Consider the following 20677-nt stretch of genomic DNA (forward strand, 5'->3'; position numbering starts at 1 on the left):
GAAATGAGCGTTCGTGACATCCTGAAAATGGGCGACCCGCGCCTGCTGCGGCAGGCGGAGCCGGTGACGCAGTTCGACACGCCGGGGCTGCATGCGCTGGTCGAGGACATGTTCGACACGATGCGCGCGGCCAACGGCGCCGGCCTGGCCGCGCCGCAAATCGGCGTCAACCTGCAGGTCGTGATCTTCGGCTTCAAGCACAACCCGCGCTATCCGGACGCGGAGCCGGTGCCGGAAACGATCCTGGTCAACCCGATCCTGACGCCGCTGTCCGCGGAAACCGAGGAGGGCTGGGAAGGCTGCCTGTCGGTGCCGGGCATGCGCGGCGTCGTGCCGCGCTGGAGCCGGCTGCGCTACGAGGGGATGGACCAGTACGGCAAGCCCGTGGTGCGCGAGGCCGAAGGTTTCCACGCGCGGGTCGTGCAGCATGAATGCGACCATCTTTCCGGCATTCTCTATCCGATGCGCATCAAGGATTTTTCCCGCTTCGGCTTCGTCGACGTGCTGTTTCCTGGCCTCATCGACAGCGCCGACGACTGAACGCGAAACGGCTGCCGCAGCAGCAGCGGCGGCTTGCTGGTATTGTTGCTGGTAACACCGCCGGAGCGCGGTATCGCTCAGGAATATGCCGCCCATCATGTCTTCGAAGCCACGCATCCTGCTGCTGTACGCGCATCCCGGCCACCGCCATTCGCGCGGCAACCGCCGCCTGCTCGAGGCGGCGCGCGCGGTTGACAATGTGCAGGTGCACGACCTGTATGAAACCTATCCTGATTTCCACATCGATGTGGCGCATGAACAGCGTCTTCTGGAAGAAAGCAGCCTGATCGTCTTCCAGTTCCCGGTGCAGTGGTACAGCATGCCAGCGCTGCTGAAAGAGTGGGTGGACACGGTGCTGGAACACGGCTGGGCATACGGGCGCGGCGGCGATGCGCTGAGGAGCAAGGATTTCTGGCTGGTGGCGACCACCGGCGGCACGCAGTCGTCCTATGCGCCCGACGGGTATCACCACCGGCCTTTTTCCGATTTTCTGCCGCCCATCGAGCAGACCGTCCTGTTCTGCGGCATGCGCTGGCTGCCGCCGCTGATCCTGCATGGCGCGCGGCGCGTGGACGATGACATGCTGGAGCAGCATGCAGCGTCTTACGCGCGCATGCTCGCGTCCTATCCGGGCTGGGCCGAACAGCTTCCCGCCGCCCCGTACCCGCCGGAAGCGGCCGACCGCCAGCATTGCCGGGAGTCGTGATGATGCACGGCATGCTGTTCAATGCGCTGGTCTATCTTGCCGCGGCGGTGATCGCGGTGCCGCTGGCGCGGCGCTTCGGGCTGGGCGCGGTGCTGGGCTACCTGGTGGCGGGTATCGTGATCGGCCCCTGGGGCCTGCGCCTGATCAGCGGTGTCGAGGAAATCCTGCACTTTTCGGAATTCGGCGTGGTGCTGCTGCTGTTCCTGATCGGCCTCGAACTGGATCCGAAAAAGCTGTGGGCGTTGCGCCGCTCGATCTTCGGCTGGGGCAGTGCCCAGGTCGGCGCGACGACCGCCTTGCTGTTTGGCGCCGCGCTGGCATTCGGGGTGGACTGGAAGCCGGCTCTGATCGCTTCGCTCGGGCTGTCGCTTTCCTCCACCGCCATCGCGCTGGCGACGCTCGAGGAACGTCACCTGCTGCCGACCGCCGCCGGCTCCGCCGGGTTTTCCATCCTGCTGTTCCAGGACATCGCCGCCATACCGATGATCGCGATCGTTCCGCTGCTGGGTGGCGCGGGCGGCGGCGGCAACGCCGGCTGGCTTGGCGCGCTGCAGGCCGCCGCGGTCATCATTGCGCTGGTGGTCGTCGGCCGCACCCTGACGCGGCCGATCATGCGGGCAATCGCGAAAACCGGGATCCGGGAAGTGTTCACCGCATTCGCATTGCTGCTGGTGGTGGGCATCGGGCTGCTGATGCAATCGGTCGGCATGTCGATGGCGCTGGGGACCTTCCTGGCCGGGGTGCTGCTTGCGGATTCCGAATACCGGCATGCGCTGGAGACCGACCTGGAGCCGTTCAAGGGCCTGCTGCTCGGGCTCTTCTTCATTGCGATCGGCATGTCGATCGACTTCGGCGTGCTGCTGAAGAATCCGCTGCTGATCGCCGCGCTGCTGTGCACGTTCCTGGTGATCAAGACGGCACTGCTGTTCCTGCTGGCGCGGTATTTCGCCATCCTTCCCGCGCAGCGGCCGCTGTTCGCGGTCCTGCTGTCGCAGGGCGGCGAATTCGGGTTCGTGATTTTCGGCGCGGCGGCCGCCGGCGGCGTGCTGAGCACGGAAATGTCGTCGGTGCTGATGGTGGTGGTGGCGATGTCGATGGTTGCCACGCCCTTGCTCCTCGTGCTGCATGACAAGCTGGTCATGCCCCGTTTCCGCGCTTCCGGGAAGCGTTCCGCCGACGCCATTGACGGCCGGCAGGAACCGGTGATCATCGCCGGCTTCGGCCGCTTCGGCCAGATTGTCGGCCGGTTGCTGCATGCGAACGGCGTCGGCGTGACGGTGCTGGATCACGACCCCGACCAGATCGACCTGCTGCGCAGGTTCGGCTACAAGGTGTATTACGGGGACGCAACCCGCATCGACCTGCTGCGCGCGGCCGGTGCCGGCGAGGCGCGCGCGCTGATCGTCGCGGTGGACGGGATCGAGGAAAGCCTGGCGCTGGTCGATGCGGTGAAGGCGGAATTTCCCGCGCTGCCGGTGCTGGCGCGCGCGCGCAACGTCACGCATTACTACGACCTGATGGATCGCGGCGTGACGGTGATCGAAAGGGAAACCTTCGAAGCGGCGCTGCAGCTGGGGCGGCGCGCGCTGCAGCAGCTCGGCTTCGACGCCTACGAAGCGCGGCAGGCGGCGATGAAATTCCGCGCGCACAACCTGAAGACACTGCATACGGTGTATCCGCACTACAAGGACCAGCAGCAGATGATCTCGATGGCGGCGCAGGCGCGCGAGGAACTGGCGGCGATGTTCGCCAGGGATGCGGAAATCGTCGCCCGCGACCGCGACGGCGACTGGCACCAGTAAAGCCGCTAGAACTTCTCGTCCGGGCGCAGGTAGCGCCACTGCCCGACCGGCAGCTCGCCCAGCTTGACCTGGCCGATGCGCACGCGCTTGAGGCCCAGCACCTTCAGGCCGACCGCCTCGCACATGCGGCGGATCTGGCGCTTCTTGCCCTCGCGCAGGATGAAGTTCAGCTGGTCGTCATTTTGCCAGCGCACCTTTGCCGGCAGCAGCTTCTTGCCGTCGAGCGACAGGCCGTGGTTCAGCAGCTTCAGGTCCGAATCCGGCAGCTTGCCCGGCTTCATGTACTGCACCCGCACCAGGTATTCCTTCTCGATGGAAGTGTCTTCGCCGATCAGCTGCTTGGCGATGCGGCCGTCCTGCGTCAGCACGAGCAGGCCGACCGAGTCGATGTCGAGCCGGCCGGCCGGCACCAGGCTGCGCAGCTGGGCGGGATGGAACTGGGTTGGCGCCTTGTCTTCCTTCCAGCGGCTGGCCGCGCTGACCAGCGTCACCGCCGGCTTGTAACCGTCTTCCGCCTGGCCGCTCACGTAACCCATCGGCTTGTTGATCAGGATGGTGACGCGGCGCGCCTGCTCGGCGCTGGCCTGGCGTTCGATCGTGATGCGCTGGTGCGGCAGCACCTTGCTGCCCAGCTCGGAGACCACCTTGCCGTCCACCCGCACCCAGCCGCGCTCGATCCATTCGTCGGCTTCGCGGCGCGAGCAGAGGCCGAGTTCGGACATGCGTTTGGAAAGGCGGAGAGGTTCGGTCATGGTGTATGCAGGAAAAATCTAGATGCGCAGGGCATCCAGCAGGTCGGTTTCAAACTGGATCTGGCTGCGTGCGTTGCTCAGTACCGGGCCGTCGACCAGGAACACGTCTTCGACGCGCTCGCCGAGCGTCATGATCTTCGCCGTGTGCAGGTTCACCCGGTACTTGGCGAGCACGTTGGCGATGGAGTACAGCAGGCCGTTGCGGTCGTTGGCGGAGACGGAAAGCAGGTAGTACTGCCCGCGTTCGTCGGGCCGCAGGTCGACGGTCGGGGTGATCGGGAAGGTGCGCGACAGGCGCGACAGCCGACCCCTGGTCGGCTGCGGCAGCGGGCCCCGCAACTCCAGCAGCTCGGTGAGCTCGTGTTCGATCAGGCTGATGATGTCGCGGTAGTTGTTCGCGAATGCGGGCTCGGTCACGAGGAAGGTATCGAGCGCATAGCCGTGCCTGGTTGTATGGATCTTCGCATCCAGGATGCTGAAGTTCTTTCTGTCGAAATAGCTGCAGATGCGCGCGAACAGGTCCGGCTGGTCCTTCACGTAGACCGCCACCTGCACGCCTTCCCCGATCGGCGCCAGGCGGCATTTCACCACCGGCTTGTCGCTATCCGTCTTGGTGTACAGCGAGCGCGTCTGCCAGGCGATGTCGGCCGCCTCGTGCCGCAGGAAGTAGGCGACGTCGAGCTGTTGCCAGAGGCGCTCGTGCGCGCCTTCCGGCAGCCCGTACAGGCGCAGCGTCTTGAGCGCCGCCTGCTGGCGGTTCCTGAGCTCGTGCTCGGTGGACGGATCCTCGCCGCCGAGCACGCGCAGGGTCATCCGGTACAGGTCTTCGAGCAGCTTGCCCTTCCACGCGTTCCACACCTTCGGGCTGGTGCCGCGGATATCCGCCACCGTCAACAGGTACAGCGCGGTCAGGTGGCGCTCGTCCTGGACGAGGTTGGCGAAGTTTCGGATCACGTCGGGGTCGGACAGGTCCTGCTTCTGCGCCACCAGCGACATCGACAGGTGATGCTCGACCAGGAACACGATCAGCTCGGTGTCCTCGCGCGACATCCCGTGCTCCTTGCAGAAGCGGCGCGCATCCGCCATGCCCAGCTTCGAATGGTCGCCGCCGCGCCCCTTCGCAATGTCATGGAAGAGGGCGGCGATGTACAGCAGCCAGGGCTGGGCGAAATTGGCCATCAGCTGGCTGCAGAACGGGTATTCATGCGCATGCTCGGTCATCGTGAAGCGGCGCACGTTGCGCACTACCATCAGGATGTGCTGGTCGACCGTGTACACATGGAACAGGTCGTGCTGCATCTGGCCGACGATGCGCCGGAAATTCGGCAGGTAGCGCCCGAGCACGCTCGTCTGGTTCATGCCGCGCAGCGCATGGGTGATGCCTTGCGGCGCCTTGAGGATCTGCAGGAACAGCGCGCGATTGGCGGGATCGGCGCGGAACCTGGCATCGATCTTGAAGCGCGCGTGCCAGAGCGCGCGCAAGGTGCGCGCGGTCATGCCCTTGAGTTCGGAATGCTGCGCGATCAGCAGGAACACCTCGAGCATCGCCGACGGCGTCGCTTGGAAGGTGTCGTCGTGCGCGATATCGATCAGGCCGTTGATTTCGTTGAAGCGCTCGTTGATCGGCTGCGGCGATCCCGGCTGCGGGAACAGCTGGGCTTCGATGTTCTGCAGCAGGATGGTGTTGAGCTGGGTGACCGCTTTTGCCGCCCAGTAATAGCGCTGCATCAGGTATTCGCTGGCGCGGCGCGTCTCGGTGGTCTGGAAGCCGAAGGTTTGCGCGATCGGCGTCTGCACGTCGAAGACCAGCCGGTCTTCGCGCCGCCCGGTATGGATATGCAGGCGGATACGGATATCCTTGAATGCGCGTTCCTTCTGCATGAGCTGGCGCGCTTCGGTGGGCGTGATCAGGCCGCGCTCGGCCAGCTTGCGCCAGGAATCGCCGAGGCCGGCGGCCTTGGCGACCCACAGGATCACCTGCAGGTCGCGTAACCCGCCGGGGCTTTCCTTGCAATTCGGCTCCAGGCTGTACGGCGTGTCCTCGTATTTCACGTGGCGCTGGCGCATTTCCAGCGTCTTGGCCTGGAAGAACGCCTGCGGATTGATCGCGGCGGTGTGGCGCTCGCGCAGGAACTGGTAAAGCTTGCGGTTGCCGGTGACCAGCCGGCTCTCGATCAGGCTGGTCTGCACGGTGATGTCGGCGGCCGACTCGACCAGGCATTCGTCGACGGTGCGGATGCTGTGGCCGATTTCCAGACCGATGTCCCAGAACAGCTGGACCAGTTCCTCGAGCTTGCCCTTGATCGCGTTGTCGGGCGGCGCGTCGAGCAGGATCAGCACGTCGACGTCGGAGTGCGGAAACAGCTCCCCGCGGCCGTAACCGCCGACCGCCACCAGCGCGGCGCTTTGCGGCAGCGCGAAGCTGCCCCATGCCTGCGTGAGCGCGTTATCGACGTTCACCCGCAGGCGCGCCAGCAGTTGTTCCGGTTTGCCGTCTGCCTGGAATGCCGCAATCGCTGCCTGGCGCTCGGTTCTCAGCTGCTCCTTGAGCGTCAATGCAAGGGACGCCATGTCTATGCGGTTGCCGCCTGTGGCGTGCCCGCCTGCTGGATGAAGGCCGGGGGAGGGGGCATGCCGCCGGACACGGTCAGCACTTCGTAACCGGTCTCGGTCACCAGCACCGTGTGTTCCCATTGCGCCGACAGGCTGCGGTCCTTGGTCTTGATGGTCCAGCCGTCGCCCATTTCGCGGATCTCGCGGCGACCGGCATTGATCATCGGCTCGATCGTGAAAATCATACCGGGAAGCAGCTTTTCAAGCGTGCCGGGACGGCCATAGTGCAGGACCTGCGGTTCTTCATGGAACACCTTGCCGATGCCGTGGCCGCAGAATTCCCGGACCACGCTGTAGCCGGCCTTTTCCGCGTGCTGCTGGATCACGTAACCGATATCGCCCAGATGGGCGCCGGGACGGACCTTGGAGATGCCGAGCCACATGCACTCGAAGGTAACTTCCGTTAATCTTTTCGCAAGGATGGACGGCTCGCCGACGTAGTACATGCGGCTGGTATCGCCGTGGTAGCCGTCCTTGATCACCGTGATGTCGATGTTGAGCACATCGCCGTTCTTGAGCACCTTGTCGCCCGGGATGCCGTGGCAGACGACATCGTTGACCGAGGTGCAGATCGCCTTCGGATAGGGGGTGTAACCCGGCGGGCAATAGTTCAGCGGCGCGGGAATGGTGCCCTGTACATTGGTCATGTAGTCATGACAGAGACGGTCCAGCTCCGCGGTGGTGACGCCGGCCTTCACATGCGGCGCAATGAAGTCGAGCACCTCGGCGGCCAGGCGGCCGGCAATGCGCATGCCCTTGATATCGTCTTCTGTCTTGATTGAAATGGAACCCATAGCAGCTCAAACTACGCCCGGAAGCGTGAAAAGTAATCAATTTGCGATTATAGACGAGCCGCTGCCTGTCCGCGCGGACCCAGTCGGTTTTCGTCTTGAATAAATCTCCGGAACTAAGGTAGAATCTCGGGTTAGCTTGAAATGACTTCAAGTGAAACTTCGTTAAAATCGCGAATCCGGTCCCAAAGGGTGCCCAAGGGTTAGACCAAGGGTGACTGATCGGATTCCAGACCCAACCCTGGAGAAATTCAATGTCCGTTACCATGCGCGAAATGCTGGAAGCCGGTGTCCATTTCGGTCACCAGACCCGCTTCTGGAACCCCAAGATGGCCCCGTATATCTTCGGTCATCGCAACAAGATTCACATCGTCAACCTGGAAAAGACCCTGGGCATGTACCAGGAGGCGATGAAGTACATCCGCCAACTCGCCGCCAACCGCGGCACCATCCTGTTCGTCGGCACCAAGCGCCAGGCGCGCGAGATCCTCGCCGCTGAAGCCCAGCGCGCGGGCATGCCGTATGTCGACCAGCGCTGGCTGGGCGGCATGCTGACCAACTTCAAGACCATCAAGACCTCGATCAAGCGCCTGAAGGACATGGAAGCGGCGATCGAAGACGGTTCCGTCGAGAAGCTGAGCAAGAAGGAAGCGCTGATGTTCCAGCGCGAGATGGAAAAGCTGCAGAAGTCCATCGGCGGCATCAAGGACATGGGCGGCATCCCTGACGCAATCTTCGTGATCGACGTCGGCTACCACAAGGGCGCCATCACCGAAGCCAGCAAGCTGGGCATTCCGGTCATCGGCGTGGTCGATACCAACCACTCCCCGGAAGGCGTGACCTACGTCATCCCGGGCAACGACGACTCCTCCAAGGCGATCACCCTGTACGCACGCGGCGTGGCAGACGCGATCCTGGAAGGCCGTGCCAATGCAACCACTGACGTGCTGGAAGCAGTCAAGGGCGGCAGCGACGAATTCGTTGAGGTTGGCGAGCAGGCTTAAAGGCCTGCGCCTGATGTGTCGGGCTTCAAAGAAGGGGCAACAGCTGTTCGCCCCTTTTTTTTAGCCGGCTTGAACGTATTTTGATTGAATGCGTCCGAATGGACGCCCATTGAATTTAGGAGAAACGACATGGCGGCAATTACCGCAGCGATGGTAGGCGAACTGCGCGCGAAGACCGACGCGCCGATGATGGAATGCAAGAAGGCACTGGCCGAAGCCGACGGCGACATGGCACGTGCGGAAGAGATCCTGCGCGTGAAGCTGGGCAGCAAGGCTTCCAAGGCGGCTTCCCGCATCACCGCCGAAGGCGTGGTCGCGACCTTCATCTCCGGCGGCGTCGGCGCCATCATCGAAGTCAACTGCGAAACCGACTTCGTCACCAAGAACGAAGAATTCATCGCGCTGGCCAACACCGCCGCCAGGCTGGTCGCGGAAAAGAACCCGGCCGACGTCGCTGCGCTGTCCGCGCTGCAAGTCGAAGGCAAGACCCTGGATGAAGTGCGCGCCGCGCTGGTCGGCAAGATCGGCGAAAACATGTCCATCCGCCGCTTCAAGCGTTATGAAACCGGCTCCAAGCTGGTGTCCTACCTGCACGGCACCCGCATCGGCGTGCTGGTCGAGTACGACGGCGCCGACGAGCAGGTCGGCAAGGATGTCGCGATGCACGTGGCCGCGATGAAGCCGGTGGCGCTGTCGTCCAATGAAGTGCCGGCGGACCTGATCGAGAAAGAGCGTTCCATCGCTGCGCAGAAGGCTGCCGAATCCGGCAAGCCGGCCGACATCGTCGCCAAGATGGTCGAAGGCTCGATCCAGAAGTACCTGAAGGAAGTCTCGCTGTTCAACCAGCCGTTCGTGAAGAACGACAAGCAGACCGTCGAGCAGATGCTCAAGGCTGCCAACACGACGGTGAAGTCCTTCACGATGTACGTCGTCGGCGAAGGCATCGAGAAGAAGCAGGACGACTTTGCGGCGGAAGTCGCCGCACAGGTCGCCGCCGCCAAGCAGGCGTAAGAAAGAAAAGCGGGCCGTAAGGCCCGTTTTTCTAGGTGAACAGAAATCACCGGCAGCAAGGCATCGCGATATTGATGATTCGTGGTAAGTCATTGCCAGATGACATTTTCTTACGATTCATCAATATCGAAATGCACCGTAAATCCCGGTTTTCATCTAATCTGTAGCCTCACGAGGGCTCAGGTGATGAAGACGGGCGCGAACCAATGACCGACCGAAAATCGGACAATATTTGGAGTTTTTGCCCATGACAAAACCAGCTTACAAGCGCGTCCTCCTCAAACTCTCCGGTGAAGCGCTGATGGGCGACGATGCGTACGGCATCAACCGCGCAACCATCGAGCGTATGGTGGCGGACGTGGCTGAAGTGGCGAGGCTGGGAGTGGAACTGGCAATCGTGATCGGCGGCGGCAACATCTTCCGCGGCGTCGCGCCGGGTGCGCAGGGCATGGACCGCGCAACCGCCGACTACATGGGGATGCTGGCGACGGTGATGAATTCGCTGGCGCTGGCCGATGCCATGCGCCAGGCCGGTATCACCGCCCGCGTGATGTCCGCCATCAGTATCGAGCAGGTTGTCGAGCCGTATGTGCGCCCGAAGGCGCTGCAGTACCTGGAAGAAGGCAAGGTGGTGATCTTTGCCGCGGGTACCGGCAACCCGTTCTTTACGACCGATACCGCCGCCGCGCTGCGCGGCTCGGAGATCGGTGCGGAGATTGTGTTGAAGGCGACGAAAGTCGACGGTGTGTACAGCGCCGATCCGAACAAGGACCGCAATGCCGTTCGCTACGCGACGATCAGTTTCGACGAGGCGATTTCCAAGCATCTGCAGGTCATGGATGCAACCGCGTTCGCGCTGTGCCGGGACCAGAAGCTGCCGATCAAGGTGTTTTCCATCGTCAAGCCGGGCGCATTGAAAAATGTGATCCTGGGCGAGGACGAAGGCACGCTGGTTCATGTATAACTGAGTCGTACTCGTTGCAGAAGAGGAGAGCAGAATGGCAGTCGTTGATGTCAAGAAAACCGCCGAGCAGAAGATGCACAAATCGATCGAGACGCTGAAGGCGGACCTGGCGAAGGTTCGCACCGGGCGCGCGCACGTCGGCATCCTGGACCACGTGCTGGTCGATTATTACGGTACCCCCACCCAGATCAGCCAGGTCGCCAACGTGACCTTGCTGGACGCCCGCACCATCGGCGTGCAGCCCTGGGAAAAGAAGATGGTCAACGTGATCGAGAAAGCGATCCGCGAGTCGGATCTCGGCCTGAATCCGTCGACGCAGGGCGACATGATCCGCGTGCCGACGCCGGCGCTGACCGAGGAGCGCCGCAAGGAAATCGTGAAGATGGTGAAGGGCGAAGGGGAGGACGCGAAGGTTGCGGTGCGCAACATCCGCCGCGACGCCAACGAAGCCCTGAAGAAGCTCCTGAAGGACAAGGCGTGCTCGGAAGACGACGAGCGCCGCGCCCAGGATGACGTGCAAAAGCTGACCGACAAGTTTGTCGCCGAAATCGACAAGCTGATCGCAGAAAAAGAGAAGGAACTGCTGACCGTCTGACCGGTCGGCGGCGCGCTCCCCCGGCGGCGGAGCGCGCAAACCCGCAGTTGCCGCCCGCGCCGCAACGGAGCAGAGTTGACCGCTCCGACAGTCCTGTCCCCGGTGCGTGTTTCGATGAGACGTGCCCGGTCCGCAGCACGACCGGGATCCAGCGACAATCCTTTTTTCGCATCAGGCCTCTCATGACCCATCTCAGTTCAACCAAAGTGGTCCCCGCGGTGTCGGCCGTTCCCCGCCACATTGCCATCATCATGGACGGCAACGGACGCTGGGCGACCAAGCGTTACATGCCACGTGTGGCCGGCCACAAGAAGGGCGTCGAGGCCGTGCGCACGATCGTCGAGGCCTGCGTCGAGCGCGGCGTCGAATACCTGACGCTGTTCGCGTTCAGCTCCGAAAACTGGCGGCGTCCCGCGGACGAGGTATCGCTGCTGATGCGCCTGTTCGTGATCGCGCTCGAGCGCGAAGTCGCGAAGCTGCACATCAACGGCATCCGGCTGAAGGTCGTCGGCGATCTCTCCCGTTTCGATCCGAAACTGCAGGAGCTGATCCAAGCCGCCGAGCGCCGCACCGCCGGCAATACCCGGCTGACACTCACCATTTGCGCCAACTACGGCGGCCGCTGGGACATCATGCAGGCGGTGCGCAAAATGGTCACCGCCAACCCCGGCACCGCGGATTTCTCGGAAGACCAGCTGGCCGCGCACCTGTCGATGGCCTACGCGCCCGAGCCCGACCTGTTCGTCCGCACCGGCGGCGAGGAGCGCGTGTCCAACTTCCTGCTGTGGCAGATGGCGTACACCGAGTTCTATTTCACCGAGACCTATTGGCCGGATTTCGATGGCGCCGAGCTGGATCGCGCGATCGCTTCCTATCAGCATCGCGAACGCCGTTTCGGCCGTACCAGCGAACAGCTGATCGAACAGAAGAAGGCGTCCTGATGCTCAAGACGCGCGTCATCACGGCGTTGGTGTTGCTGGCGATCCTGCTCATAGTCTTATATTCGGAATCCTTTCTCTTCTTTGCCCTGGTGAGCGCGGCGTTCTTCGGCGCCGCCGCCTGGGAATGCTTCCGCTTGTTCAAGAACAGCCAGCCGGTGCTCGGCGCCGTGGTCTGGACCGCGGTATTCGGATTCATTGTCTTCCGCGGCGACCTGTCGGGCGCCACGCTGCTGTTTGCGCTGTGCATGGCGATCTGGGCCGTCCGCCTGACGCCTTCGCTCGCGGTTGGCCTGCCGCCGCTGGATGGTTTCGGCAACCGGCTGCTCAATGGCTTTTACGGCGTCGCCATCCTCGGCTGTTTCGTGGCGATCGTTGCGCTGTTCGGACAATCGCCGCTGTACCTGCTGTCGGTGCTGGCCATCGTCTGGGTTGCCGACATCGGCGCGTATTTTGCCGGCAAGGCATTCGGCCAGCGCAAGCTCGCGCCTTCGATTTCTCCCGGCAAGTCCTGGGAAGGCGCGGTCGGCGGCTGGATCGCGGTGCTGCTGCTAGCGGCCGCCTCGGCGATGCATCCCGCGCTGGCCGACACCTTTGCGCCGCGCGTGCTCGCCGGCTGGGGCTGGGCCGGCTTTGCGCTTGTCATGACGGTGATGGTCGCGGCGAGCATTGTCGGCGACTTGTTCGAATCGCAACTCAAGCGCCGCGCCGGCATGAAGGACAGCAGCAACCTGCTGCCCGGCCACGGAGGCGTCCTGGACCGCATCGATGCGTTGATCCCGACCCTGCCGTTTGCGGTGCTGGTCGGCGCGTGGCTTTGATATTAGGTGTTTGAATGCAGCGTATTACGATTCTCGGCGCCACCGGTTCCATCGGCGTTTCCACGCTCGACGTGGTGGGCCGGCACCCCGACCGGTACCAGGTATATGCACTGACCGCGCACGCCCGCGTCAGGGAACTGGCCGAGCAGTGCGAGCGTTTCCGGCCGGAGGTTGCGGTGGTCGGTTCGGCCGATGCCGCGGCGGCCTTGTCCGCCATGCTGCAGGAAAAAGGCGTCAGCACCGAAGTGGCGTACGGCGAAGAGGCCTTGTGCCGGGTGGCAGGCGCGCCGGCATGCGACACCGTGATGGCCGCCATTGTGGGCGCGGCCGGCCTCGCGCCGACGCTCTCGGCGGCACGCGCCGGCAAGAAGGTGCTGCTGGCGAACAAGGAAGCGCTGGTCATGTCCGGCAACCTGTTCATGGAAGCGGTCCAGGCCAGCGGCGCCACGCTTTTGCCCATCGACAGCGAGCACAATGCCATCTTCCAGTGCATGCCTGCGTCCTACAGCCGCGAGCCCGCCAGGCACGGGATCGCCAAGGTGCTGCTGACCGCATCCGGCGGACCTTTCCTCAAACGCGATGTTGCGACGCTGGAATCGGTTACGCCGGAAGAGGCGGTGGCCCATCCGAACTGGGTGATGGGGCGCAAGATTTCCGTCGATTCGGCGACGATGATGAACAAGGGCCTCGAGGTGATCGAGGCGCACTGGCTGTTCGGCGCCGCCGCCGCGCAGATCGAGGTCGTGATCCATCCGCAGAGCATGATTCATTCGATGGTGTCTTACGTGGACGGGTCGGTGCTGGCGCAGCTCGGCAATCCCGACATGCGCACCCCGATCGCGCATGCGCTGGCCTATCCGGAACGTATCGAATCCGGCGTTGCCGCGGTCGACCTGACGCAGATCGGCCAGCTGACGTTTCACAAGCCGGATTTCCAGCGTTTTCCCTGCCTAAAGCTGGCGTACGATGCGTTGTTGGCGGGCGGTACAGCCCCCGCTATACTGAACGCAGCAAATGAGGTTGCTGTCCAAGCATTCTTGGACAGAAGAATCGGGTTCCGGACGATCGACCGTGTGATCGCCCGCGTCATGGAGGCGCTGCCCCACGGCAATATCACCGATATCGGCGCCCTTCTGGAACAGGACCGTCGCGCCAGGGAGGTCGCGCTGTCCGCCATTTGAAGACAGGTACAACATGACTCTGCTGCATACCGTGGTTGCCTTCCTTGCGGCGCTCGCCGTTCTCGTCGTCGTGCATGAGCTCGGACACTACTGGGTGGCACGCTGGTGCGGGGTCAAGGTCCTGCGCTTTTCCGTCGGCATGGGCAGGATCATCTGGTCGCGGCGCTACGGCCCCGACCAGACCGAGTGGGCATTGTCCATCCTTCCCCTGGGCGGCTATGTCAAGATGCTCGATGCGCGCGAGCAGGACCTGAGCAGCATGCCCGCCTCCGACCTTGCGCGGGAATTCACCCGGCAGCCTGTCTTGAAGCGCATCGCGATCGTCGCGGCAGGCCCGCTGGCCAACTTCCTGCTCGCCATCGCGGTGTTCGCCGGCCTGTACAGCTACGGCATTCCCGAACCCAATACCCGCCTGCGCGCAGTGCCGGAACAGACGGCTGCCCATCAGGCGGGGCTGCGCGGCGGCGAACTCATCACCTCGGTCAACGGCGAGCCGGTGCGCATCTGGTCCGACCTGCGCTGGAAGATGATGCAGCTCGCGGTGGACAAGACTCCGGCGACGCTCGGCATAGAGAATCCGGCCGCGCCGGGACGCGACGACCTCCTCACGGTCCGGCTCGACAGCCTGTCGACCTCCGACCTGGAAGGCGATTTCCTTGCCAAGCTCGGCCTGGACCTGGCCCGTCCCAAGGCTGTCCTCGGAAAGATCGTGCCCGACGGCCCGGCCATGCAGGCCGGCCTGCGGGAAGGCGACGACATCCGCGCAGTCGACGGCCGGCCGCTGGTCGACGGGCTTGCGTTCGTCGAACTGGTCCGCGCTTCGCCCGGCAAGACGCTGCAGGTCTCTGGCGTGCGCGACGGGCAGCCGTTCACCATCAGCGTGACGCCGGAAGCCGTCACGAAAAACGACCAGACCATCGGCCGCATCAAGGCGGAAGTCCCGCTCACGCCGGAAATGATCGTTGCAAGCGAGGCGCCGCTGGCCGCGCTCGGCAAGGCAGTCCGCAAGACCTGGGATACCAGCGTCCTGACACTGAAGATGCTTGGTAGAATGATCGTCGGCGAGCTGTCGTGGAAGAATATCACCGGGCCGATCACCATTGCCGACTACGCCGGGCAGACCGCGCGCATCGGCATGATCAGCTACCTGACGTTCATCGCCTTCATCAGCATCAGCCTGGGCGTCATGAATCTGCTCCCCATACCGGTTTTAGATGGGGGGCTTTTACTGTATTATTCGCTGGAACTTTTGACCGGCCGGGCCATTCCCGAACGGATCGGAGAAATGGCCCAGCGAGCGGGAGTGGGCATCCTGATGACCTTGATGGCGGTTGCCGTCTTCAACGACATCGTACGGCTCATGTCCTGAGTCCTTGCGGCTCTGCCGCTGGCGAACGCAAGGATATTGATAATAAAACAACCGATGAAATTATATTCCGAGCGTTTCCCTCAACCTTTTTTCCCACGTCGTCTTTTCGCAGCTGCCGCATTCGCGTTGTGCACCGGTCATGCGCTGGCGGTCGATCCGTTTGTCGTCAAGGACATCCGGGTAGAGGGAATCCAGCGTACCGAAGCAGGAACGGTATTCAGCTACCTGCCGGTGCGCGTCGGCGAAACCTATACCGATGAAAAGGGCGCGGCTGCCATCAAGGCGCTGTACGCAACCGGCTTCTTCAAGGACGTGCGGATCGAAGTCGAGGGCGAGGTGCTCGTCGTCAGCGTGGAAGAGCGTCCGGCGATCGCCGGGGTCGACTTTTCCGGCACCAAGGAATTCGACAAGGACACGCTGACCAAGGCGCTCAAGGATATCGGCCTGGGCGAGTCCCGCATTTTCGACAAGGCGCTGGTGGACCGCGCCGAGCAGGAACTGAAGCGCCAGTACCTGTCGCGCGGCCTGTACGGCGTGCAGATCACCACGACGGTGACGCCGGTGGAGCGCAACCGCGTCAACATCACCTTCGCCGTCGACGAAGGCGAGGTCGCGCGCATCAAGCAGATCAACTTCGTCGGCAACAAGGCGTTCCCGGACAGCGAACTGCTCAGCCTGCTGAACCTGCGCACGCCCGGCTGGTTCACCTGGTACACCAAGGCCGACCAGTATTCCAAGCAAAAGCTCACCGGCGATATCGAAGCCCTGCGCTCCCATTACCTGAACCGCGGTTACCTCGAGATGCAGGTGGAGTCCACGCAGGTGTCGATCACGCCGGACAAGAAGGACATCTACATCACGATCAACATCAGCGAGGGCGAGAAGTTCACCGTCGGCGACGTCAGGCTGGAAGGCGAGATGCTCGGCCGCGAGGAAGAACTGAAGCAGCTGATCGAACTGAAGAGCGGCGACGTCTACTCCGGCGAAAGGCTGGCTGAGAGCGTGAAAAAGATTTCCGAGCGGCTCGGCAATTTCGGTTACGCGTTCGCGAACGTCAATGCCAACCCGGAGATCAACCGCGAAAAGAAGGAAGTCAGCTTCACCGTGCTGGTCGACCCCGGCAAGCGTGTCTACGTGCGCCGCATCAATATCGCCGGCAACACCAAGACGCGCGACGAAGTGATCCGCCGCGAATTCCGCCAGTTCGAGAATTCCTGGTATGACGGCGAAAGGATTAAGCTGTCGCGCGACCGCGTCGACCGTCTCGGTTACTTCAAGGAAGTCAGCATCGAGACGCCGGAAGTGCCGGGCACCACCGACCAGGTCGACGTGAACATGACCGTCGCCGAAAAGCCGACCGGTAATATCCTGCTCGGCGCCGGCTTTTCGAGCAGCGAGAAAGTCATCCTGACCGGCTCGATCCAGCAGGCCAACGCTTTCGGCAGCGGCAATACGCTTGGTGTCGACGTCAACACCAGCCGCCGCAACAAGACGCTGGCACTGTCGCAGGTCACGCCGTATTTCACCGACGAAGGCATCAGCCGCAGTTACGAACTGTTCCTGCGCACGACCCGTCCGCCGGAAGTCAATACCGGCGATTACCAGGTACGCACCACCGGCGCCAACGTCAAGTTCGGTGTGCCGTTCTCGGAAGTCGATACCGTGTTCTTCGGCATCGGCGTCGAGCGTACGAACGTGCTGACGTATACCGGCGTCCCGGGATTCAACGACAGCCCGGAACTGTACAAACGCTATGTGATCGACTTCGGCAACGGCACGGAAGCCACCACCACCGGCTTCCCGCTCACCGCCGCATGGCAGCGCGACAGCCGCGACAGCGCGCTGGTGCCGACCAACGGCCGCTACCAGCGCGTCAATCTCGAAATCGCGCCGGCCGGAAGCCTGAAGTACTACCGGGCAATGTATCAGCACCAGTGGTTCCGTCCGTTCTTCCGCGCGGTAACTCTCGCGCTGAACGGCGAAATCGATTATGGCGGCGGTCTCGGCGGCAAGCCGTACCCGATCTTCAAGAACTTCTATGCCGGCGGCATCGGCTCGGTACGCGGTTTCGAGGGTTCGTCGCTCGGCCCGCGCGCGCGCAATGGCGACCCGCTGGGCGGCACCTCGCGCATCATCGCCAATGCCGAGCTGCAATTCCCGTTCCCCGGCTCCGGCAACGACCGTACACTGCGCTGGTTCACTTTCCTCGACGCGGGCAACGTGTTCGGCGAAGACCAGAAGCTTAAGGTGTCCGACCTGCGTTATTCCGTCGGCGCCGGCATCAGCTGGGTGTCGCCGATCGGACCGCTGAAGCTGAGCTACGGCGTGCCGCTGAACGCGAAGGAGGGCGATCGCAAGCAGAGCTTCCAGTTCCAGCTCGGTACCGGTTTCTAGAGAGTGTCATGAGCTGGATTGGGGGTCGCGTTCGGTCGGGAAGGGATGCAGTGCGGGGGGCGCGGCGCCCGCGGCGCGCCGTGCAGGCTGGGTGCCTGCGCAAGCGGGCTCGGCGCCCCCTCTTACACCGCAATGCGTCCCTTCTCGACCGAGCCCTCCGGGGAGCCCCGATAACCGGCCGCCTGCGGTGGTGCGGGACTGGCCCGTGGAACCACCACGGGCCAGTCCCGCGCCTGGCATTCGGCCGGTTCTCGGGCTGTGCGACCCCCAATCCAGTTCATGACACTCTCCAAGGGATGGCATAATAGTAATTTGACCTGCGGAGAACGACCTTGAAGTCCTTCATTACAACATCGACGCCGCTCAAGTGCATGACCCTGCTCGCGGCATTATTGCTTCCGCTGGCCGGCGCCCATGCGCAAGAGTCGAAAGTCGGATTCGTCAGCACCGAGAGGATTTTCCGCGAAGCCGCGCCCGCCAAGGCGGCCCAGGCGAAGATAGAACAGGAATTCTCCCGGCGCGAGAAGGAACTGCAGGACATGGCAAGCCGCCTGAAGTCCATGTCCGACAAGCTCGACAAGGATGCGGCGATCCTGTCCGAATCTGACCGCATGAAGCGCCAGCGCGAACTGGCGGACCTGGACAAGGACTTCCAGCGCAAGCAGCGCGAATTCCGCGAAGACCTGAACCAGCGCCGCAATGAAGAACTCGCCGTCGTGCTGGAGCGTACCAACAAGGTGATCAAGCAGATCGCCGAAAGCGAAAAGTACGACATCGTGTTCCAGGAAGCCGTCTACGCCAGCCCGCGAATCGATATCACGGACAAGGTGCTCAAGGCGCTCAACAAGTAAAGATTCAACGTTTCAAAGAGGTCCAGAATGCGCACTCGGCTGGGAAAATTGGTCGAACGCTTGGGGGGCCAGCTGACAGGCGATGCCGAAGCCGAAGTCTCCGGCATCGCACCGCTCGATAGCGCGGACGCATCGCACATCACCTTTCTTTCGAATCCCAAATTCCGGAATCAGGCAGGGCAGACGAAGGCGGCGGCGCTGATCCTGTCACCCGCGGACGATGCGGCGCTGGCCGGCGTGTACGGCGGCTCGCGCATCGTCACCGACAACCCCTATGCTTATTTTGCGCGCGCAGCGCAGTTTTTCGTCGAGCTGTATGCGGAGCCGGTCCGGCCGGGCATCCATCCGGCGGCCGTCGTGCATCCGGAGGCGCGGGTCGACGCGGGCGCGACCATCGGGCCGAACGTCACGGTCGAAGCCGGTGCCGCCATCGCGGCCGGCGCGGTCATCGATGCCGGCTGCTTCATCGGCCGCAATGCGAGGGTCGGGGAGGGCACGCATTTCTTCGCCAACGTCGCCTTTCATGCCGGCTGCGAGATCGGCAAGCGCGGCATCATCCATTCCGGCGCGGTGATCGGCGCCGACGGCTTCGGCTTCGCCCGTGAAAACGGCGTCTACATCAAGATTCCGCAGACCGGCCGCGTGGTGATCGGGGACGACGTCGAAATCGGGGCCAACACCACCGTCGACCGCGGCGCGCTCGCCGATACCATCATCGAGGACGGGGTCAAGCTCGACAACCAGATCCAGATCGGGCACAACTGCCAGATCGGCGCGCACACCGCGATGGCCGGCTGCGTCGGCGTGGCCGGCAGCGCGAAGATCGGCAAGTACTGCACCTTCGGCGGCGCCGCGATGGTGCTCGGCCACCTGACCGTCGTCGACAACGTGCACGTCTCGTCCGGCAGCATGGTGACGCGCTCCATCCTGGAACCCGGCCAGTACACCGGTTTCTATCCTCTGGCAAAGAATGCTGAATGGGAAAAATCTGCAGCCATCGTGCGCAATTTGGGAACGATGCGTGAGAAAATCCGCGAGCTGGAAAAAACTATCAAGTCGCTCACCGAAAAAAAGTAATGAAAACCCTCGATATCAATCAAATCAAAGAATACCTCCCGCATCGTTACCCGCTGCTGCTCGTCGACCGCGTGCTGGAATGGGAATCCGGCAAGACCATTACCGCGATCAAGAACGTGACTGTGAATGAAGAATTCTTCAACGGCCATTTTCCGCACAAGCCGGTGATGCCGGGCGTACTGATGATCGAGGCATTGGCGCAGACCGCCGCTTTGCTGTCCTTCCTCACCATGGGTCAGAAACCGGATCACAACAGCGTGGTCTACTTTGTCGGCATCGACGGCGCGCGCTTCAAGCGTCCGGTGGAGCCGGGCGACCAGCTCAAGATGCAAGTGGAAATCCTGCGCACCGCGCGCGGCATCTGGAAATACAAGGCACAGGCAACCGTCGACGGCCAGGTCGCTGTCGAGGCGGAGCTGATGTGCACCATGCGCAGCGCGGCGGATGCGAGCCAGCCAGCGGGGCAGTAATGACACTCATCCATCCAACCGCGATCATTGAACCGGGCGCGGCGCTCGACGATTCGGTCGAGGTTGGCGCGTATTCGGTGATCGGGCCGAACGTGAAGATCGGCGCCGGCACCAGGATCGGTCCGCACGTGGTCATCGGCGGCCATACCACGATCGGCAGCGACAACCAGATCTTCCAGTTTGCGTCGATCGGCGGACCGCCGCAGGACAAGAAGTACGGCGGCGAACCGACCAGGCTCGAGATCGGCGACCGCAACCTGATCCGTGAATTCTGCACGCTGAACTGCGGAACGGCGCAGGACACGGGCGTGACCCGCATCGGAAGCGACAACTGGCTGCTCGCCTATGTGCACATCGCGCACGACTGCGTGGTCGGGAACAATACGATTTTCTCGAACAACGCCAGCCTTGCCGGCCACGTGCATGTGGGCGACTGGGTGATCATGAGCGGCTTTTCCGCGGTCCACCAGTTCTGCCAGATCGGCGAGCATGCCTTCGTCGGCATGACCACCAGCGTGACGCAGGACGTGCCGCCGTTCGTGCTGGTATCCGGCAATCCGTCCGCGGCGTACGGCATCAATATCGAAGGGCTGAAGCGGCGCGGCTTCACGCGCGAGCAGATCGGCGATCTGCGCAATGCCTACAAGACGCTCTACAAGTCCGGCCTCACGCTGGATGAGGCGAAATCCGCGCTCACCCAGGCGGAGGCGGACGCGCCCGCGTCCGCGCCGCACCTGCGCCGGCTGCGCGAATTCCTCGACGCGTCTACCCGTGGCATCGTCCGCTGAGCTTTCCATC

The 20677-nt window shown here is 63.2% G+C and carries 19 protein-coding genes; 16 read left to right on the top strand and 3 right to left on the bottom strand.

Features of this window, described 5'->3' with window-relative positions:
* Positions 1 to 3 precede the first annotated feature (3 nt).
* The 3 genes from def to kefC all read left to right on the top strand — a co-directional run bounded on the left by def (position 4) and on the right by kefC (position 3048).
* A complete protein-coding gene (gene def, locus VEC01_RS10315) occupies positions 4 to 540 on the top strand; it encodes a peptide deformylase (protein WP_324900869.1) in 537 nt (178 codons plus the stop codon).
* A gap of 97 nt (positions 541 to 637) precedes the next feature.
* Entirely contained in the window at positions 638 to 1246 is a 609-nt protein-coding gene (locus VEC01_RS10320; protein WP_324900729.1) for an NAD(P)H-dependent oxidoreductase, read from the top strand.
* 2 nt (positions 1247 to 1248) lie between these two features.
* Positions 1249 to 3048 carry a glutathione-regulated potassium-efflux system protein KefC gene (gene kefC, locus VEC01_RS10325; protein ID WP_414691440.1) on the top strand — a complete coding sequence of 600 codons (1800 nt, stop codon included), beginning with the start codon at positions 1249 to 1251 and terminating at the stop codon, positions 3046 to 3048.
* A gap of 5 nt (positions 3049 to 3053) precedes the next feature.
* Here the strand turns inward: kefC and VEC01_RS10330 are convergent, their stop codons facing one another.
* From VEC01_RS10330 to map, 3 genes are read right to left on the bottom strand one after another with little or no spacing between them, the layout of a single operon-like run.
* Positions 3054 to 3800, bottom strand: coding sequence for a pseudouridine synthase (locus tag VEC01_RS10330; protein ID WP_324900731.1), 747 nt, complete (start codon positions 3798 to 3800; stop codon positions 3054 to 3056).
* A gap of 18 nt (positions 3801 to 3818) precedes the next feature.
* Positions 3819 to 6371 (bottom strand): [protein-PII] uridylyltransferase, encoded by a 2553-nt coding sequence (locus VEC01_RS10335; protein ID WP_324900732.1) that lies wholly within the window; start codon positions 6369 to 6371, stop codon positions 3819 to 3821.
* Positions 6372 to 6373: 2 nt separating this feature from the next.
* Positions 6374 to 7207 (bottom strand): type I methionyl aminopeptidase, encoded by an 834-nt coding sequence (map, locus tag VEC01_RS10340; protein ID WP_324900733.1) that lies wholly within the window; start codon positions 7205 to 7207, stop codon positions 6374 to 6376.
* Positions 7208 to 7458: 251 nt separating this feature from the next.
* Between map and rpsB the strand changes: the two genes are divergently transcribed.
* The 13 genes from rpsB to lpxA all read left to right on the top strand — a co-directional run bounded on the left by rpsB (position 7459) and on the right by lpxA (position 20667).
* Complete coding sequence (gene rpsB / locus VEC01_RS10345; protein ID WP_324900734.1) at positions 7459 to 8208, top strand: 30S ribosomal protein S2; 750 nt, start codon at positions 7459 to 7461, stop codon at positions 8206 to 8208.
* 129 nt (positions 8209 to 8337) lie between these two features.
* Positions 8338 to 9219 (top strand): translation elongation factor Ts, encoded by an 882-nt coding sequence (gene tsf / locus VEC01_RS10350; protein ID WP_324900735.1) that lies wholly within the window; start codon positions 8338 to 8340, stop codon positions 9217 to 9219.
* Between the two features lie 247 nt (positions 9220 to 9466).
* Positions 9467 to 10183 carry a UMP kinase gene (gene pyrH, locus VEC01_RS10355; RefSeq protein ID WP_324900736.1) on the top strand — a complete coding sequence of 239 codons (717 nt, stop codon included), beginning with the start codon at positions 9467 to 9469 and terminating at the stop codon, positions 10181 to 10183.
* 34 nt (positions 10184 to 10217) lie between these two features.
* Positions 10218 to 10778 (top strand): ribosome recycling factor, encoded by a 561-nt coding sequence (gene frr / locus VEC01_RS10360; protein WP_324900737.1) that lies wholly within the window; start codon positions 10218 to 10220, stop codon positions 10776 to 10778.
* A gap of 182 nt (positions 10779 to 10960) precedes the next feature.
* Entirely contained in the window at positions 10961 to 11719 is a 759-nt protein-coding gene (gene uppS / locus VEC01_RS10365; protein ID WP_324900738.1) for a polyprenyl diphosphate synthase, read from the top strand.
* Complete coding sequence (locus VEC01_RS10370; RefSeq protein WP_324900739.1) at positions 11719 to 12537, top strand: phosphatidate cytidylyltransferase; 819 nt, start codon at positions 11719 to 11721, stop codon at positions 12535 to 12537. The genes uppS and VEC01_RS10370 overlap by 1 nt, the downstream gene beginning before the upstream one ends.
* Positions 12538 to 12551: 14 nt before the next feature.
* The gene (gene ispC / locus VEC01_RS10375) at positions 12552 to 13718 is read left to right on the top strand and encodes a 1-deoxy-D-xylulose-5-phosphate reductoisomerase (protein ID WP_324900740.1); all 1167 of its coding nucleotides are present in this window, start codon (positions 12552 to 12554) and stop codon (positions 13716 to 13718) included.
* Positions 13719 to 13731: 13 nt separating this feature from the next.
* On the top strand, positions 13732 to 15087 hold the full coding sequence (gene rseP, locus VEC01_RS10380) for an RIP metalloprotease RseP (protein WP_324900741.1): 1356 nt from the start codon (positions 13732 to 13734) through the stop codon (positions 15085 to 15087).
* A 54-nt stretch (positions 15088 to 15141) separates the two neighbouring features.
* Positions 15142 to 17481 carry an outer membrane protein assembly factor BamA gene (bamA, locus tag VEC01_RS10385; RefSeq protein WP_324900742.1) on the top strand — a complete coding sequence of 780 codons (2340 nt, stop codon included), beginning with the start codon at positions 15142 to 15144 and terminating at the stop codon, positions 17479 to 17481.
* 371 nt (positions 17482 to 17852) lie between these two features.
* Entirely contained in the window at positions 17853 to 18332 is a 480-nt protein-coding gene (locus VEC01_RS10390; RefSeq protein ID WP_324900870.1) for an OmpH family outer membrane protein, read from the top strand.
* 27 nt (positions 18333 to 18359) lie between these two features.
* Positions 18360 to 19409 (top strand): UDP-3-O-(3-hydroxymyristoyl)glucosamine N-acyltransferase, encoded by a 1050-nt coding sequence (gene lpxD / locus VEC01_RS10395; protein ID WP_324900743.1) that lies wholly within the window; start codon positions 18360 to 18362, stop codon positions 19407 to 19409.
* Complete coding sequence (gene fabZ / locus VEC01_RS10400; protein WP_324900744.1) at positions 19409 to 19879, top strand: 3-hydroxyacyl-ACP dehydratase FabZ; 471 nt, start codon at positions 19409 to 19411, stop codon at positions 19877 to 19879. The genes lpxD and fabZ overlap by 1 nt, the downstream gene beginning before the upstream one ends.
* Complete coding sequence (lpxA, locus tag VEC01_RS10405; protein ID WP_324900745.1) at positions 19879 to 20667, top strand: acyl-ACP--UDP-N-acetylglucosamine O-acyltransferase; 789 nt, start codon at positions 19879 to 19881, stop codon at positions 20665 to 20667. Before fabZ ends, lpxA begins: the two co-directional genes overlap by 1 nt.
* Positions 20668 to 20677 lie beyond the last annotated feature (10 nt).

It is taken from the genome of Noviherbaspirillum sp. (assembly GCF_035627455.1).
Lineage (GTDB): Bacteria > Pseudomonadota > Gammaproteobacteria > Burkholderiales > Burkholderiaceae_D > Noviherbaspirillum.

Excerpts from the sequence above, each read along its gene's own strand:
- rpsB (WP_324900734.1), top strand. The coding sequence starts at position 7,459 with ATGTCCGTTACCATGCGCGAAATGCTGGAAGCCGGTGTCCATTTCGGT.
- pyrH (WP_324900736.1), top strand. The coding sequence starts at position 9,467 with ATGACAAAACCAGCTTACAAGCGCGTCCTCCTCAAACTCTCCGGTGAA.
- tsf (WP_324900735.1), top strand. The coding sequence starts at position 8,338 with ATGGCGGCAATTACCGCAGCGATGGTAGGCGAACTGCGCGCGAAGACC.
- VEC01_RS10330 (WP_324900731.1), bottom strand. The coding sequence starts at position 3,800 with ATGACCGAACCTCTCCGCCTTTCCAAACGCATGTCCGAACTCGGCCTC.
- VEC01_RS10390 (WP_324900870.1), top strand. The coding sequence starts at position 17,853 with ATGACCCTGCTCGCGGCATTATTGCTTCCGCTGGCCGGCGCCCATGCG.
- map (WP_324900733.1), bottom strand. The coding sequence starts at position 7,207 with ATGGGTTCCATTTCAATCAAGACAGAAGACGATATCAAGGGCATGCGC.
- VEC01_RS10335 (WP_324900732.1), bottom strand. The coding sequence starts at position 6,371 with ATGGCGTCCCTTGCATTGACGCTCAAGGAGCAGCTGAGAACCGAGCGC.
- fabZ (WP_324900744.1), top strand. The coding sequence starts at position 19,409 with ATGAAAACCCTCGATATCAATCAAATCAAAGAATACCTCCCGCATCGT.
- VEC01_RS10370 (WP_324900739.1), top strand. The coding sequence starts at position 11,719 with ATGCTCAAGACGCGCGTCATCACGGCGTTGGTGTTGCTGGCGATCCTG.
- lpxA (WP_324900745.1), top strand. The coding sequence starts at position 19,879 with ATGACACTCATCCATCCAACCGCGATCATTGAACCGGGCGCGGCGCTC.
- uppS (WP_324900738.1), top strand. The coding sequence starts at position 10,961 with ATGACCCATCTCAGTTCAACCAAAGTGGTCCCCGCGGTGTCGGCCGTT.
- rseP (WP_324900741.1), top strand. The coding sequence starts at position 13,732 with ATGACTCTGCTGCATACCGTGGTTGCCTTCCTTGCGGCGCTCGCCGTT.
- VEC01_RS10320 (WP_324900729.1), top strand. The coding sequence starts at position 638 with ATGTCTTCGAAGCCACGCATCCTGCTGCTGTACGCGCATCCCGGCCAC.
- bamA (WP_324900742.1), top strand. The coding sequence starts at position 15,142 with ATGAAATTATATTCCGAGCGTTTCCCTCAACCTTTTTTCCCACGTCGT.
- kefC (WP_414691440.1), top strand. The coding sequence starts at position 1,249 with ATGCACGGCATGCTGTTCAATGCGCTGGTCTATCTTGCCGCGGCGGTG.
- frr (WP_324900737.1), top strand. The coding sequence starts at position 10,218 with ATGGCAGTCGTTGATGTCAAGAAAACCGCCGAGCAGAAGATGCACAAA.
- lpxD (WP_324900743.1), top strand. The coding sequence starts at position 18,360 with ATGCGCACTCGGCTGGGAAAATTGGTCGAACGCTTGGGGGGCCAGCTG.
- def (WP_324900869.1), top strand. The coding sequence starts at position 4 with ATGAGCGTTCGTGACATCCTGAAAATGGGCGACCCGCGCCTGCTGCGG.
- ispC (WP_324900740.1), top strand. The coding sequence starts at position 12,552 with ATGCAGCGTATTACGATTCTCGGCGCCACCGGTTCCATCGGCGTTTCC.